This window comes from Stenotrophomonas acidaminiphila (assembly GCF_014109845.1).
Classification (GTDB): Bacteria; Pseudomonadota; Gammaproteobacteria; order Xanthomonadales; family Xanthomonadaceae; genus Stenotrophomonas; species Stenotrophomonas acidaminiphila.
Genome location: NZ_CP043567.1, coordinates 2,966,449 through 2,979,954 on the forward strand (window position 1 = coordinate 2,966,449; position 13,506 = coordinate 2,979,954).

Consider the following 13,506-nt stretch of genomic DNA (forward strand, 5'->3'; position numbering starts at 1 on the left):
TCCGCCCATGCACGCCCTCCCCTGGCTCCATCCCGAACGCGTCGCCAAGCTGCTGCACGCCCTCGCCCGGCGCATCCTGGTCATCGACGGCGCCATGGGCACGATGATCCAGCGCCATGGGCTGGAAGAGGACGACTACCGCGGGCAGCGCTTCGTGGAGGGTTTCGACAGCGCCCACGTGCACGGCGCCGGCTGCGGCCATGACCTGAAGGGCAACAACGACCTGCTGCTGCTGACCCGGCCGGACATCATCGCCGGCATCCACACCGCTTACCTGGAAGCCGGCGCCGACCTGGTGGAGACCAATACCTTCAACGCCACCTCGGTGAGCCAGGCCGACTACCACCTGCAGCACCTGGTGTACGAACTGAACAAGGCCGGCGCGCAGGTGGCGCGGCAATGCTGCGACGCCATCGAGGCGAAGACCCCGGACAAGCCGCGCTTCGTGATCGGCGTGCTCGGCCCGACCAGCCGCACCGCCTCGATCAGCCCCGACGTCAACGACCCGGGCTTCCGCAACACCAGCTTCGACGAACTGCGCGCGACCTACCGCGAGGCCATCGACGGCCTGATCGACGGCGGTGCCGACACGCTGATGGTGGAGACCATTTTCGACACGCTCAACGCCAAGGCCGCGCTGTTCGCCATCGAGGAGGCCTTCGACGCGCGGGGCGGGCGCCTGCCGGTGATGATCTCCGGCACCATCACCGACGCCTCCGGCCGCACCCTGTCCGGGCAGACCGCCGAGGCCTTCCACGCTTCGGTCGCGCACGGCCAGCCACTGTCGATCGGCTTCAACTGCGCGCTGGGCGCCAGCGACATGCGTCCGCACGTGGAGACGCTGGCGCAGGTATCGGACGGCTACGTCAGCGCCCACCCCAACGCCGGCCTGCCCAACGCCTTCGGCGAGTACGACGAGACGCCGGAGGAAATGGCCGCCACGCTGAAGGAGTTCGCTACCTCCGGGCTGCTGAACCTGGTCGGCGGCTGCTGCGGCACTACTCCTGCGCATATCAAGGCGATCGCCGAGGCCGTGGCCGGGGTGCCGCCGCGGGCGCTGCCGCAGGCCCGGGAGCAGACCGCATGAACACCCTGCCATATACCCGCCTGTCCGGCCTGGAACCGCTGGTCGTCACCCCGGACCTGCTGTTCGTCAACGTCGGCGAACGCACCAACGTCACCGGCAGCGCGCAGTTCCGCAAGCTGATCAAGGAAGAGCGCTACGAGGAAGCGGTGGAGGTGGCGCGCCAGCAGGTCGCCAGCGGCGCGCAGATCCTGGACGTCAACATGGACGAGGGCCTGATCGACTCCGAGAAAGCGATGACCCGCTTCCTCAACCTGATCATGTCCGAGCCGGACATCGCGCGCATCCCGGTGATGGTCGATTCGTCCAGGTGGAGCGTGATCGAGGCCGGGCTGAAGTGCCTGCAGGGCAAGAGCGTGGTCAACTCGATCTCGCTCAAGGAGGGCGAAGCGGCGTTCATCGAGCACGCCCGGCTGGTGCGCCGCTATGGCGCGGCCGCGGTGGTGATGGCCTTCGACGAGGACGGCCAGGCCGACACCTGCGCGCGCAAGGTGGAAATCTGCACCCGCGCCTACCGCATCCTGGTCGAGCAGGTCGGCTTCCCGCCGCAGGACATCATCTTCGACCCGAACATCTTCGCCGTCGCCACCGGCATCGAGGAACACGACAACTATGCGGTGGACTTCATCGAAGCCACCCGCATCATCAAGCGCACGCTGCCGCACTGCCACGTGTCCGGCGGTGTGTCCAACGTCTCGTTCTCCTTCCGCGGCAACGAGACCGTGCGCCAGGCGATCCACGCGGTGTTCCTGTACCACGCCATCCGCGCCGGCATGGACATGGGCATCGTCAACGCCGGTGCGCTGCCGATCTACGACGAACTGGAACCGGAACTGCGCGAGCGCGTGGAGGACGTGATCCTCAACCGCCGCCGCGACGGCACCGAGCGCCTGCTGGAGATCGCCGAGCGCTACAAGGGCAGGAAGGGCGAGAAGAAGGCCGAGGACCTGGCCTGGCGCCGCAAGCCGGTGCGCGAGCGGCTGGCGCATGCGCTGGTACATGGCCTGGACAGCTGGGTCGAAGAGGACACCGAGGAAGCGCGGCAGCAGGCCAGCCGGCCGCTGGACGTGATCGAAGGCCCGCTGATGGACGGCATGAACGTGGTCGGCGACCTGTTCGGCGCCGGCAAGATGTTCCTGCCGCAGGTGGTCAAGTCGGCGCGGGTGATGAAGAAGGCGGTGGCCTACCTGCTGCCCTTCATCGAGGCCGAGAAGCTGCGCACCGGCGACGCCGGCAAGAGCAACGGCAAGATCGTCATGGCCACGGTCAAGGGCGACGTGCACGACATCGGCAAGAACATCGTCGGCGTGGTCCTGGCCTGCAACAATTTCGAGGTGATCGACCTGGGCGTGATGGTCCCGGCGCAGAAGATCCTGGACACCGCGCGCGCCGAGAATGCCGACCTGATCGGCCTGTCCGGGTTGATCACGCCCTCGCTGGAGGAGATGAGCCACGTCGCCCGCGAGATGCAGCGCCAGGGCTTCAGCACGCCACTGCTGATCGGCGGCGCCACCACCTCGCGCGCGCATACCGCGCTGAAGATCGACCCGCACTACAGCGCGCCCACGGTGTGGGTGAAGGACGCCTCGCGCGCGGTGGGCGTGGCGCAGTCGCTGATCTCGCAGGAGCTGCGCGGCGCGTTCGTCGCGGCCAACGATGCCGATTACGCCGACATCCGCCAGCGCCACCGCAACCGCGGCGACGCCAAGCGCCTGGTCTCGCTGGAACATGCGCGCGGCCAGCGCTTCAGCTGCGACTGGGCGCAGTACGCGCCACCGGTACCGGCGCAGCCGGGCCTGCATGTGTTCGAGGACTGGCCGCTGCAGGACCTGCTGCCGTTCCTGGACTGGAGCCCGTTCTTCAGCGCCTGGGAGCTGGCCGGCAAGTTCCCGGCGATCCTCGACGACGAGATCGTCGGCGCCCAGGCCAGCGCGCTGTACCGCGACGCGCGCGCGATGCTGGACACGATCATCAAGGAAAAATGGCTGACCGCGCGCGCCGTGTTCGGGCTGTGGCCGGCGAACAGCCGCGGCGACGACGTGGTGGTATCGCTGCCCGATGGCCAGGCCACCCTGCACTTCCTGCGCCAGCAGGTGGACAAGCCGGCCGAGCGCCCGGACTTCTGCCTGGCCGACTTCATCGCCCCGGAAGACAGCGGCAGGCAGGACTGGATCGGTGCCTTCGCGGTCACCGCCGGCATCGGCATCGAGCCGCACGTGGCGCGCTTCGAGGCCGACCACGACGACTACAACGCGATCCTGCTCAAGGCCCTGGCCGACCGCCTGGCCGAGGCGCTGGCCGAGCGCCTGCACCATCGCGTGCGCACCGGGTACTGGGGCTATGCGGCCGACGAAGCGCTGGATAACGAGGCGCTGATCGCCGAGCGCTACGTCGGCATCCGCCCCGCGCCCGGCTACCCGGCCTGCCCGGAACACAGCGAGAAGCGCACGCTGTTCGCCCTGCTCGGCGCCGAAGACATCGGCATGTCGCTGACCGAGAGCTTCGCCATGCTGCCCACCGCGGCGGTGTCGGGCTATTACTTCAGCCATCCGCAGAGCCAGTACTTCGTGGTCGGGCGGGTGTCGCGGGAGCAGGTGGCCGACTATGCGCGGCGCAAGGGCGTGGACCGCGCGCAGGCCGAGCGGTGGCTGGCATCGAACCTGGACTACGACCCCGAATGAGCAGGCAGCTCGCAGCCGGTGTCGGCGCCGCGCACGTGGCGGCGCACCCGGCGCGCTCGGCGCCCCGGTTTTCCCACGGCGTCGACCACGCCCCGGAGTGAGTGTCTCCGCGCGGCGCTGATGGCAGCGCGCATGGCCGTCGATGGGCGGGCATGCCCGGACCCGCGGCCCCGGCGGCCGGCCAGTGCCGGGCCGAATGGCCCCCATCGCGATACTTCATTTCCGGTGCGTCGGCCGCGGGCCTATGGTGGCGGCCCCGAGTCCTCGCCCACGACACCGCCATGTTCGACCACCTGTTCACCAACGCCGTCGGTGCCGACGGTGCGCCGCTGGAGCTGGCCGTCGCCAGCGGCCGTTTCGCCGCCATCGGTCCGGCCCTGCCACGTATTGATGGCGTGCAACAGATCGACCTAGGCGGGCAGCTGGTGCTGCCGGGCCTGGTCGATGGCCATATCCACCTGGACAAGAGTTTCGTCGGCGACCGCTGGCATCCGCATCGCCCCGCACGCACCCTGCGCGAGCGCCTGGCCATCGAAAAGCAGGAGCTGGCGGTATCGCCCTCCATCGTCGAACGCGCCGACGCGCTGGTGGCGCAGGCGGCCGGGTTCGGCACGGTGGCGATGCGCAGCCATGTCGACGTCGACGCCACCACCGGGCTGGACAACCTGCACGCGGTGAACGCGGTGCGCGAACGCTGGCGCGGCACCGTCGACATCGAGCTGGTCGCGTTCCCGCAGGCCGGGGTGCTGTCCTGCCCCGGCACCGCACAGGTGCTGGATGCGGCGATGCGCGAAGGCGCGCAGGTGGTCGGCGGTATCGACCCGGACACGCTCGATGGCGACAGCGCGGGCCAGCTCGACGTGGTCTTCGGCATCGCCGGGCGCTACGCCGCCAAGGTCGACATCCATCTGCACGAACCCGGCCTGGGCGGCATCGAACAGTTGCGGCGCATCGCCGAACGCAGCCGCGCCCTGGGCATGCAGGGGCGGGTTGCGGTCAGCCACGCCTATGCGCTGGGTGAGGTCGGCCAGGCACAGCTGGAGCGCATCGCCACGACGCTTGCCGATGCCGGCGTGGCGATCATGACCAACGCCCCGGGCGACCGCCCGTTCCCGCCGGTGCGGTATCTGCGCGCGGCCGGCGTGGAGGTGTTCCTGGGCAACGACAACATCCGCGACGCCTGGTGGCCCTATGGCAACGGCGACATGCTGCAACGGGCCATGCTGCTCGGCTACCGCTGCGGATTCCATGCCGACGAGGAGCTGTGCATGGCACTGGAAATGGCCAGCGGCGCCGGCGCGCGCGTGATCGGCCTGCAGGGCCATGGCCTGGCAGTCGGCAACGAGGCCACCTTCCTGGTGCTGGATGCACCCAATGCCGCGGCCGCGGTGGCCGGGGTGCCAGGCCGCCGGCGCATCGTCCGCCGCGGCCAATGGGCAGTGGACACAACCGTGTCCTGATCCGGCCGCGCCTCAGACGCGCGACTGGCCCAGCATCTCCACCAGCATGTCGGCCAACACCCGCACCTCGGGGTCGGCCGAGGGCCGCATCAGGATCGCCAGCTCGATGCTGTCGATCTCCGGCAGGCCGCTTTCCGCTCCCAGCACGACGTGCGCCGGCGTCACCGTGCGCGCCGGCAGCAGGCTGATGCCGAGGCCATCGGCGACCGCCGCCTGGATGCCGCCGAGACTGGAGCTGGTGAAGCTGATGCGCCAGCGCCGGCCCAGCGCCTCGATCGCGTCGATCATGTCCTCGCGGTACAGGCCGCGTGGCGGGAACGCCACCAGCGGCACCGGGTCCAGCGCGAACGCGGGGCTGGCCGCGCTGTCGATCCAGCGCATCGGCTCGGGCCAGCGCGCAAGCGCCTCGCGGCTGCCGCGGCGCTGCTTGACCAGCGCCAGGTCCAGTTCGCCACGGTCGTAGCCCTCGGCCAGCGCACGGCTCAGGCCACTGCTCACCTCCAGCTTCACCCGCGGGTGGCGCCGGCTGAAATCGGCCAGCAGGTGCGTGGTCCGGCCGCCGGCGAAATCCTCCGGTACGCCCAGCCGCAGGGTGGTGGCCACGTGCGCGCCGGACAGCGCCTCGCCCAGTTCCTCGTTCAGTGCCAGCAGGCGCCGCGCATAGCCCAGCACGGTCTCGCCGGTATCGGTGGGACGCACGTCGCGCACGCCGCGGTCGAGCAGGCGGTGCCCGGCCAGCTCCTCCAGCCGCCGCACCTTCTGGCTGATCGTCGACTGGGTGGAATGCAGACGCGCGGCGGCGGCGGTGAAGCTGCCGCAGTCGGCCACCGTCAACAGGGCACGCAGCAGGTCGAGGTCGAACAGCACCCTATTCGATTTCGGACTGTTTTCCATCGACACATTTCATTTCTGGATGGAGGCAACGGCTTGTAGCATCGACCCGGACCGCACGCAAACACCGGCCCGCCCCCCTCACGGCGCACCCGCACGCGATGCCGACCGGGACAGGCGATGCCCGGCCATTACCACCTGGCTGCGCCGATGCCCGCCACGTGACCGGCCGGCATCCACCGGTCTCCCCTGCCCGTCGTGCGGCCCGCCGCGCGCCACTGGAACCTGCCCAATGAAAACCACGCTCTGCCTCGCCCTTTTCTCGCTGCTGGCGCTGGCGTCACCCGCCCTGGCGGCGCGCCAGGACGCCGATGTACTGGTCCGCCACGCCACCCTCGTCGATGTCGAGCACGCCCGCGCCCTGCCCGGCCAGGCCGTGGCGATCCGCGGCGCGGACATCGTCGCGGTGGGCGAGGACGCGACGCTGGCCGCGCAGTGGCGCGCGCGCAGGACCGTCGACGCACGCGGCCGCTACCTGATTCCGGGGCTGTGGGACATGCACGTGCACTTCGGCGGCGGCCCGGCGCTGGTCGAAGAAAACAAGGCGTTGCTGCCGCTGTACGTCGCCCACGGCATCACCAGCGTGCGCGACGCGTCCGGCGACCTGCCCGGGCAGGTGCTGGCGTGGCGCGCGCAGATCGCCAACGGCCAGTTGTTCGGGCCGCAGCTGTTCACCTCCGGCGCCAAGATCGAGGGCATCGCACCGGTGTGGAAGGGCACCCTAGAAGCCGGCGACGAGGCCGGCGTGGACGCCGCGCTGGACCGCGAACAGCGCGACCGGGTGGATTTCGTCAAGATCACCGACAGCACGCTCAAGCCGGAGCTGTTCCTGTACGCGCTGTCCGAAGCGAAGAAGCGCGGCCTGCGCACCTCCGGCCATATCCCGATGGCCTTGACCGTCGGCCAGGCCGTCGATGCCGGCATCAGTTCCATCGAACACCTGGACTACGCGTTCCAGGCCGGGATCCCGGACGAGGCTGCGATCGCCGCCGATTTCGCCGCCGGCCGCATCGACCGCGCCGAGGCCAGCCGCCGCCTGCACGAAGGCTTCGACCGCGCCACCGCGATGGCCGCCTATCGCCGTTTCGCCGAACGCGGGGTCGCGGTCACGCCCACGCTCGACGGCAGCCGGATCCTCAGCTTCCTCGACAGCGAAACGCACGCCGACGACCCGTACCTGGCCTACATCGGCCCCGGCCTGCGCAGGACCTACGCCTGGCGCGTGGAGCGCGCCGCCAGCGCCACGCCCGAACAGATCCAGGCGCGCCATGCGCGCCATGCCCGGGTCGCGGCGGTGCTGCCGCTGCTGCAGGAGGCCGGCGTACGCATCATGGCCGGCACCGACGCCGGCTTCCTCAATTCCTACAACTACCCCGGCATCGGCCTGCACAACGAGCTGGCGCTGTATGTCCGCCACGGGCTGACGCCCGCGCAGGCACTGGCCACGGCCACCCGCAACGGCCCGGCCTGGTTCGGCAGGCTCGACCGCTACGGTGCCATCGCCGCCGGCAGGGCCGCCGACCTGGTACTGCTGGAACGCAACCCGCTGCAGGACATCGGTGCCACCCGCGGCATCGACACGGTGGTGATGCGCGGCGTCGTGTACGACCGTGCCGCGCTGGACGCCATGCTCGCCGGGGTCCGCGCCCGGGTCGCGGCCTGGAACGCCGAAGCCGCCCGCTGATCCCCCGCCGCCCACGATGCGGGCGCAGCCGCTCCGGACCCGTTCCCGGCCGGCAGGCGACGGCACGCCTTCGACGGGACGAAGCGCGGCGCAGGGCGCACAATAGGCGCCCTGCTTTCCGCGCCCGCGCGCCCGTTCATGACCTCCCCGACCACGCTGCAGCCAGCGGTTCCCGTCGCCCGGCTGTCCAGCTTCTATTTCTTCTACTACGCCGCACTGGGCGCGTTCACCCCGTACTGGAGCCTGTACCTGCAGTCGCGCGGCATGGGCGTGACCGCGATCAGCGTGATGATGAGCCTGTGGTACGCCACCCGGGTGGTCGCGCCCAGCACCTGGACCTCGCTGGCGGCGGTATCGCCGCACCCGATCCATTGGCTGCGCATCGGCTGCGTGTTGACCGTGCTCAGCTTCACCGGCTTCCTGCTGCCGCAGCCGACATGGACGCTGTACGCGGTGATGGTCGGGTTCTGCTTTTTCTACAACGCGGTGATGCCGCAGTTCGAGTCCATCACCCTCACCCACCTGGGCAGCGACAGCCATCGCTACGGCATGATCCGGGTCTGGGGCTCGCTGGGCTTCATCGCCGTGGTCACGCTGTTCGGCTGGGTCATCGAACGCCACGGCGCCGGCCTGCTGCCATGGCTGATGCTGCCGCTGTTCGTGCTGATGACCGGCGCGTCCTTCGTCAACCGCTATGCCCGCCATGTCGGCACCCATGCCGCGCACGTGCAGGGCTTCTGGTCGATCGTGCGGCGGCCACCGGTGCTGGCGTTCTTCATCGCCGCGTTCCTCGAGCAGCTCTCGTTCGGGCCGTACTACACGTTCTTCTCGCTGTACATGGACCAGCATGGCTACAGCACCTCGCTGCTGGGCCTGATGTGGACCGTTGGCGTGGTGTTCGAGGTGGCGGTGTTCTTCCTGATCGCCCGCTTCTTCCGGCGCTGGGATGCCAGCTGGCTGCTGATCATCTCCATGGCCAGCGCCGCGCTGCGCTGGTGGGCCACCGCGCTGTGGCCGGAGAACCTGCCGGTGATGCTGGTGGCGCAGGCCACCCACTGCCTGGGCTTCGCCGCGTTCTTCGCCTCGGCGATGCAGCTGCTGGCGCGCTACTTCCCGGGCAACCTCAACGGCCACGGCCAGGGGCTGTTCTACGGGTTCTCGTCGGGCCTGGGCGGCGTGCTCGGCGCGCTGATCGCCGGCCAGCTGTGGCCGTTCGGCGATGGCAGGGTGGCCTTCATCGCCGGCGGCTGCTTTGCGCTGGCCGGTGCGGTGATCGCGTTCTGCTTCGTGCCGGAACGGCGCAAGTAGCAGCGGCCTCTACCGCGACCGGCCGCGCCAGGAACGCCCCATCGGGACCGGAGCGCACCTGCGCACATCGCGATCGGCGGGGTGCGCAGGCGCGCCCCGCACCTGCGGACTCACCAGACCAGGTCGTCGGGCACCTGGTACATCGGGTCGGCGTAGGGGTCGTCCTCGGCCGGCGCGTCGGGGTCGACCTTCAACGCCACGGCCGGGGCGAAGATGCGCTCGGCCTCGGCCAGCAGTTCGGCGGTCACCAGCAGGTAGCGGCCGTTCTGTTGCAGCACGCCCAGCTGCCCGGCATTGAGCGCCTTGAGCTGGTCGGCGGTGACATAGATGCGCTTGATCTTGCCGCCATAGGGGAAGTGGCGGGCGATGTCGGCAGCCGGGTCGTTGAGGCCCTTGTCCTTGATCAGTTCGTCCAGCCGGGCCTTGGCTTCGCGGCGCAGGCGGGCTTCTTCCTGCTTCTGCCGCTCGGCCTCGATGCGTTCGTCCTTCTCGCGCTGCGCGCGGATCGCATACGCCTTGGCCAGGTCGATGTCTTCCTGCGAGCGCGGCTTGCGCGGCCCCTGCGGGCCGCCGTGCGCGGCCTTGGGGCCGTGCGCCGGCCTGCCGGCATGGCCGGGCGTGTTGCCAGCCTGCGGACGGGCCTGCGCCGGCCTGCCCTGCGGGCGGCCGTCGCGGCGGGTATCGGGTTTGCGCTCGGACTTGCGCTCGGGTTCGGGCGCGGGTTTGAAACCCAGCCCCAGGAGCTGGTCGCGGAGAGTGTCGCTCATGCGTGGAGTACGTCGTATCAGTAGTGCGGGGGCGGCGGTTCGCTCGCCGGATCGGAGGCGTTCAGCGCGTTGCGCACCTTGCCCAGGTCCTCGAGCAGCACGCGCAGCACGTCGGCGTTGCGGCTGCCCTGCATGCGCGCATCGGCCAGGGCTTCGCTCAGTTCGGCCAGCGCCTGTTCCTGGAAGGACACGCGCATTTCAAGTTCGATCAGGCGCTCTTCCAGTGCCTGTTCGCGGGCGCTCGGCAGCAGGTCAGACATGCAGGGAGCGCCCCCTGCCGATGCCGTAGTAGGCCAGCCCCGCCGCTTCGATCTCGCGCGGGTCGTACAGGTTGCGCCCGTCGAACACCACCGCGTCGCCCAGTGCCTGGCGGATGCGGGCGAAGTCCGGGCTGCGGAACTGCTTCCATTCGGTGACCACGATCAGCGCATCGGCGCCTTCCAGCGCTTCGAACGCGGAGTCGCACAGCACCAGGTCGTCGCGCTCGCCGAAGACGCGGCGCGCCTCGTGCATCGCCTCCGGGTCGTAGGCGCGTACCTGCGCGCCGGCCTCCCACAGCTGCGCCAGCAGGCGCCGGCTGGAGGCTTCGCGCATGTCGTCGGTGTTGGGCTTGAACGCCAGCCCCCACACCGCGAAGGTCTTGCCGCGCACGCCTTCGTCCTCGCCACGGTCGTAATGACGCTGGACCAGTTCGAACAGGTGTCCCTTCTGGGCCTCGTTCACCGCTTCCACGGCCTGCAGCAGAAGGGGCGCATGGCCGTACTGCGCGGCGGTGCGGGCCAGCGCCTGCACGTCCTTGGGGAAGCACGAGCCGCCATAGCCGGCGCCGGGGTAGATGAAATGCCAGCCGATGCGCGGGTCCGAGCCGATGCCCTGGCGGACATGCTCGATGTCCGCGCCGACGCGCTCGGCGATGTTGGCGATTTCGTTCATGAACGAAATCTTGGTCGCCAGCATCGCGTTGGCCGCGTACTTGGTCAGCTCGGCCGAACGCACGTCCATTTCCACCACGCGGTCGTGGTTGCGGTTGAACGGCGCGTACAGGCGGCGCATCACCGCCACCGGCGCGTCGCTGGCCGCACCGATGATGATGCGGTCCGGGCGCATGCAGTCGGCCACGGCATCGCCCTCCTTGAGGAATTCGGGGTTGGAAACCACGTCGAAGGCGATCTCGACGCCACGCGCGGCCAGCTCTTCGGCGATCGCCGCGCGCACCTTGTCGGCGGTGCCCACCGGCACCGTCGACTTGTTGACCACCACGGTCGGCACCTGCAGGTGCCGGCCGATGGTGCGGGCCACGGCCAGCACGTACTGCAGGTCGGCGCTGCCGTCCTCGTCCGGCGGCGTGCCGACCGCGATGAAGACCACCTGCCCATGCGCGATCGCGCTGGCGGCGTCGGTGGTGAAGGCCAGCCGCGACGCGGCATGGTTGGCCTTGACCATCGGTTCCAGTCCCGGTTCGTAGATCGGGATGACGCCCCGGTTCAGGCCGTCGACCTTGGCCTGGTCGATGTCGACGCAGACCACGTCGTGCCCTACCTCGGCCAGGCAGGTCCCGGTGACGAGTCCGACGTAGCCGGTACCGAAAATCGCAACGCGCATGGGTGCAGTGGCTCCGTGGGATTTACTGCAGGACGCCCAGCAGCTCGACGTCGAAGGTCAGCGTCGCGTCCGGCCCGATCGGGCCGCCCGGGGTACCGTTGCTGCCATAGGCCAGTTCCGACGGGACCCAGAAGCGGTACTTGGAGCCGACCGGCATCAGCGACACGCCTTCGGTCCAGCCCTTGATCACCTGGTTCAGGCCGAAATCGGCCGGCTGGCCGCGCTGGTAGCTGCTGTCGAACACGGTGCCGTCGAGCAGCTTGCCTTCATAGTTCACGCGCACGCGGCTGGTGGCCACCGGGCGCTCGCCGCTGCCGGCGCGCAGCACCTGGTACTGCAAACCCGAGGCGGTGGTCACCACGCCCGGCTGGGTCTTGTTCTTGGCCAGGAACGCATTGCCTTCCTCGCGGTTCTTGCCGGCGGCGGCGGCCTGCTTGGCGGTGCTGAACGCCTGCAGCGTGGCCTGCGCCTGCTGGCGGTCCATCAGCGGCGTGCCCTTGGCGAAGATCGTGCCGATGGCCTGGAACACCGAGTCCAGGTCGAGGTCGCCACGGATCGGCGCCAGCGACGGGCCGACCGCGTAGCTGCCCAGCATCAGGCCGACCTTCTCGCGGTCGACCGCCGGCGGCTGGCTGCCCGGCGCCATGCCCGGCACCTGCTGGCCGGAACGGATCATCATCGCCATGCGCAGCGCCTGGTCGGTCTTCTGCGCTTCTTCCTGCGACAGCAGCGGCTGGCCGCCGGCGAAGGCGTTCTCCACGGCACGGCGCAGCGCGGCGACGTCGACTTCCGAGGCGATGGGTTCGAACGAACTGGCGACGTCCACGCCGATGGCATAGCCGATCTTTTCACGTTCCGAGGTCAAAACGGACTTCTCCTTGGTGGCCGCCGGAGCGGCAGGTTGTTGCGCGATCACGGCCGCGGGGACCGCCATCGCCAGAATCATCAGCGACGCCACGGCGCCGCGCTTTCCCATCTTCATTCGCTGCTTTCCTGGAAGTGAACAGACGCCGGCATCGGCGTGGGGGGCGTCATTGTCGCACGCACACCGGCGATGTCGAGGCGGTACGCCGCCGCGCGCATCAGCGGCGGCCCGGCACCGGCCGCGCGAGTTCGCGCTCGATCGCCGCGCGCAGTTCCGGGTCGTCCGGCCGCACCTTGCTGGGGAACTGCGCCACCACCCGGCCGTCGCGCGCGATCAGGTACTTGTGGAAGTTCCAGCCCGGCGCCACGCCGGTCAGGCGGGCGAGGTCGCGGTACAGCGGGGTGGCCTCCGCGCCGGTCACGTGCACTTTCTGGAACATCGGGAACTTCACCCCGTAGGTCAGCGTGCAGAATTCCTGGATCTCCGCCTCGCTGCCCGGCTCCTGGCCCTTGAAGTCGTTGGAGGGAAAGCCCAGCACCGAGAACCCACGCCCGGCAAGCGCCTGGTGCAGGGCCTCCAGCCCCTCGTACTGCGGGGTGTAGCCGCACTTGGAGGCGGTGTTCACCACCAGCAGCACCTTGCCGCCGTACTCACGGTTCAGGTTCACCGGGTCCTTTCCGGCCAGCGGCCGGTAGTCGCGATCCAGCAACGCGCCATCGGCGGCGCCGGCCGCGCCTGCCACGGACAGGGAAAAAAATAATTCCAATCAGACACTTGCGGATGGACATCGGAGTTCTCCTGGGGGGTGTGGCAGCGGCGTGCGCAGACTAGGCCATCAGTTGGGTTACAGGGGAGTTGCATGCCGGCGTGTCGGTGTTATAGTTGCATACAACACCAGCCACCCTACACAGGGGGACCGCCATGAACCGAAGGCACCACCGACATCTTCTCCCGGCACTGACCGCTGCCGGCACGTTGTTGCTGATCGGTTGCACGCTGTCCCTGCCTGCCGGCCGTGGCCAGGTCCAGGATTATGCCGCCGGGACCACCGGCGAAGAGCAGGAGGCCAACGCGCAGGAAAAGAAGCGCCCGATCCGGCGGATGCGGACCAGCCTTTCCCTGCCCTACTTCTCATTCGCACAGTCGCTGAACCCACGGAGCTGA

12 protein-coding genes are annotated in these 13,506 nt (G+C 69.7%); 6 read left to right on the forward strand and 6 right to left on the reverse strand.

All coding sequences use genetic code 11. The features are described from left to right. Positions 1-7 precede the first annotated feature (7 nt). The 3 genes from F0P95_RS13535 to F0P95_RS13545 all read left to right on the forward strand — a co-directional run bounded on the left by F0P95_RS13535 (position 8) and on the right by F0P95_RS13545 (position 5,225). Positions 8-1,087: a homocysteine S-methyltransferase family protein gene (locus tag F0P95_RS13535; RefSeq protein ID WP_182334663.1), complete on the forward strand. Its 1,080-nt coding sequence runs from the start codon at positions 8-10 to the stop codon at positions 1,085-1,087. Further along, positions 1,084-3,765, forward strand: coding sequence for a methionine synthase (gene metH, locus F0P95_RS13540; protein WP_182334664.1), 2,682 nt, complete (start codon positions 1,084-1,086; stop codon positions 3,763-3,765). The genes F0P95_RS13535 and metH overlap by 4 nt, the downstream gene beginning before the upstream one ends. Positions 3,766-4,046: 281 nt before the next feature. Beyond that, entirely contained in the window at positions 4,047-5,225 is a 1,179-nt protein-coding gene (locus F0P95_RS13545) for an amidohydrolase family protein (protein WP_182334665.1), read from the forward strand. 12 nt (positions 5,226-5,237) lie between these two features. On the opposite strand, the gene F0P95_RS13550 is transcribed toward F0P95_RS13545, so the two are convergent. Continuing rightward, positions 5,238-6,119, reverse strand: a complete 882-nt coding sequence (locus tag F0P95_RS13550; RefSeq protein WP_182334666.1) for a LysR substrate-binding domain-containing protein — start codon at positions 6,117-6,119, stop codon at positions 5,238-5,240. Between the two features lie 229 nt (positions 6,120-6,348). Between F0P95_RS13550 and F0P95_RS13555 the strand changes: the two genes are divergently transcribed. Next, the gene (locus F0P95_RS13555) at positions 6,349-7,800 is read left to right on the forward strand and encodes an amidohydrolase family protein (RefSeq protein WP_182334667.1); all 1,452 of its coding nucleotides are present in this window, start codon (positions 6,349-6,351) and stop codon (positions 7,798-7,800) included. A gap of 138 nt (positions 7,801-7,938) precedes the next feature. Further along, on the forward strand, positions 7,939-9,108 hold the full coding sequence (locus F0P95_RS13560; RefSeq protein ID WP_182334668.1) for an MFS transporter: 1,170 nt from the start codon (positions 7,939-7,941) through the stop codon (positions 9,106-9,108). A 110-nt stretch (positions 9,109-9,218) separates the two neighbouring features. Here F0P95_RS13560 and F0P95_RS13565 read toward each other — a convergent pair whose 3' ends face one another. From F0P95_RS13565 to F0P95_RS13585, 5 genes are all read right to left on the reverse strand, one after another. After that, positions 9,219-9,875: a DUF2058 domain-containing protein gene (locus tag F0P95_RS13565; RefSeq protein ID WP_182334669.1), complete on the reverse strand. Its 657-nt coding sequence runs from the start codon at positions 9,873-9,875 to the stop codon at positions 9,219-9,221. A gap of 17 nt (positions 9,876-9,892) precedes the next feature. Next, the gene (locus F0P95_RS13570) at positions 9,893-10,135 is read right to left on the reverse strand and encodes a SlyX family protein (protein WP_054666557.1); all 243 of its coding nucleotides are present in this window, start codon (positions 10,133-10,135) and stop codon (positions 9,893-9,895) included. Continuing rightward, entirely contained in the window at positions 10,128-11,477 is a 1,350-nt protein-coding gene (locus F0P95_RS13575; RefSeq protein ID WP_182334670.1) for a UDP-glucose dehydrogenase family protein, read from the reverse strand. Before F0P95_RS13575 ends, F0P95_RS13570 begins: the two co-directional genes overlap by 8 nt. A 22-nt stretch (positions 11,478-11,499) precedes the next feature. Then, the gene (locus tag F0P95_RS13580; RefSeq protein WP_182334671.1) at positions 11,500-12,459 is read right to left on the reverse strand and encodes an FKBP-type peptidyl-prolyl cis-trans isomerase N-terminal domain-containing protein; all 960 of its coding nucleotides are present in this window, start codon (positions 12,457-12,459) and stop codon (positions 11,500-11,502) included. A gap of 100 nt (positions 12,460-12,559) precedes the next feature. Continuing rightward, on the reverse strand, positions 12,560-13,108 hold the full coding sequence (locus F0P95_RS13585) for a glutathione peroxidase (RefSeq protein WP_182334672.1): 549 nt from the start codon (positions 13,106-13,108) through the stop codon (positions 12,560-12,562). 155 nt (positions 13,109-13,263) lie between these two features. Here F0P95_RS13585 and F0P95_RS13590 point away from each other — a divergent pair, with 155 nt between their 5' ends. After that, on the forward strand, positions 13,264-13,506 hold the full coding sequence (locus F0P95_RS13590; RefSeq protein WP_232528689.1) for a hypothetical protein: 243 nt from the start codon (positions 13,264-13,266) through the stop codon (positions 13,504-13,506).

What these genes read in the sequence shown, in the direction of transcription:
- F0P95_RS13545 (WP_182334665.1), top strand. Translation starts at nt 4,047, where the DNA reads ATGTTCGACCACCTGTTCACCAACGCCGTCGGTGCCGACGGTGCGCCG.
- F0P95_RS13555 (WP_182334667.1), top strand. Translation starts at nt 6,349, where the DNA reads ATGAAAACCACGCTCTGCCTCGCCCTTTTCTCGCTGCTGGCGCTGGCG.
- F0P95_RS13560 (WP_182334668.1), top strand. Translation starts at nt 7,939, where the DNA reads ATGACCTCCCCGACCACGCTGCAGCCAGCGGTTCCCGTCGCCCGGCTG.
- F0P95_RS13535 (WP_182334663.1), top strand. Translation starts at nt 8, where the DNA reads ATGCACGCCCTCCCCTGGCTCCATCCCGAACGCGTCGCCAAGCTGCTG.
- metH (WP_182334664.1), top strand. Translation starts at nt 1,084, where the DNA reads ATGAACACCCTGCCATATACCCGCCTGTCCGGCCTGGAACCGCTGGTC.
- F0P95_RS13565 (WP_182334669.1), bottom strand. Translation starts at nt 9,875, where the DNA reads ATGAGCGACACTCTCCGCGACCAGCTCCTGGGGCTGGGTTTCAAACCC.
- F0P95_RS13570 (WP_054666557.1), bottom strand. Translation starts at nt 10,135, where the DNA reads ATGTCTGACCTGCTGCCGAGCGCCCGCGAACAGGCACTGGAAGAGCGC.
- F0P95_RS13550 (WP_182334666.1), bottom strand. Translation starts at nt 6,119, where the DNA reads ATGGAAAACAGTCCGAAATCGAATAGGGTGCTGTTCGACCTCGACCTG.
- F0P95_RS13575 (WP_182334670.1), bottom strand. Translation starts at nt 11,477, where the DNA reads ATGCGCGTTGCGATTTTCGGTACCGGCTACGTCGGACTCGTCACCGGG.
- F0P95_RS13580 (WP_182334671.1), bottom strand. Translation starts at nt 12,459, where the DNA reads ATGAAGATGGGAAAGCGCGGCGCCGTGGCGTCGCTGATGATTCTGGCG.
- F0P95_RS13590 (WP_232528689.1), top strand. Translation starts at nt 13,264, where the DNA reads ATGAACCGAAGGCACCACCGACATCTTCTCCCGGCACTGACCGCTGCC.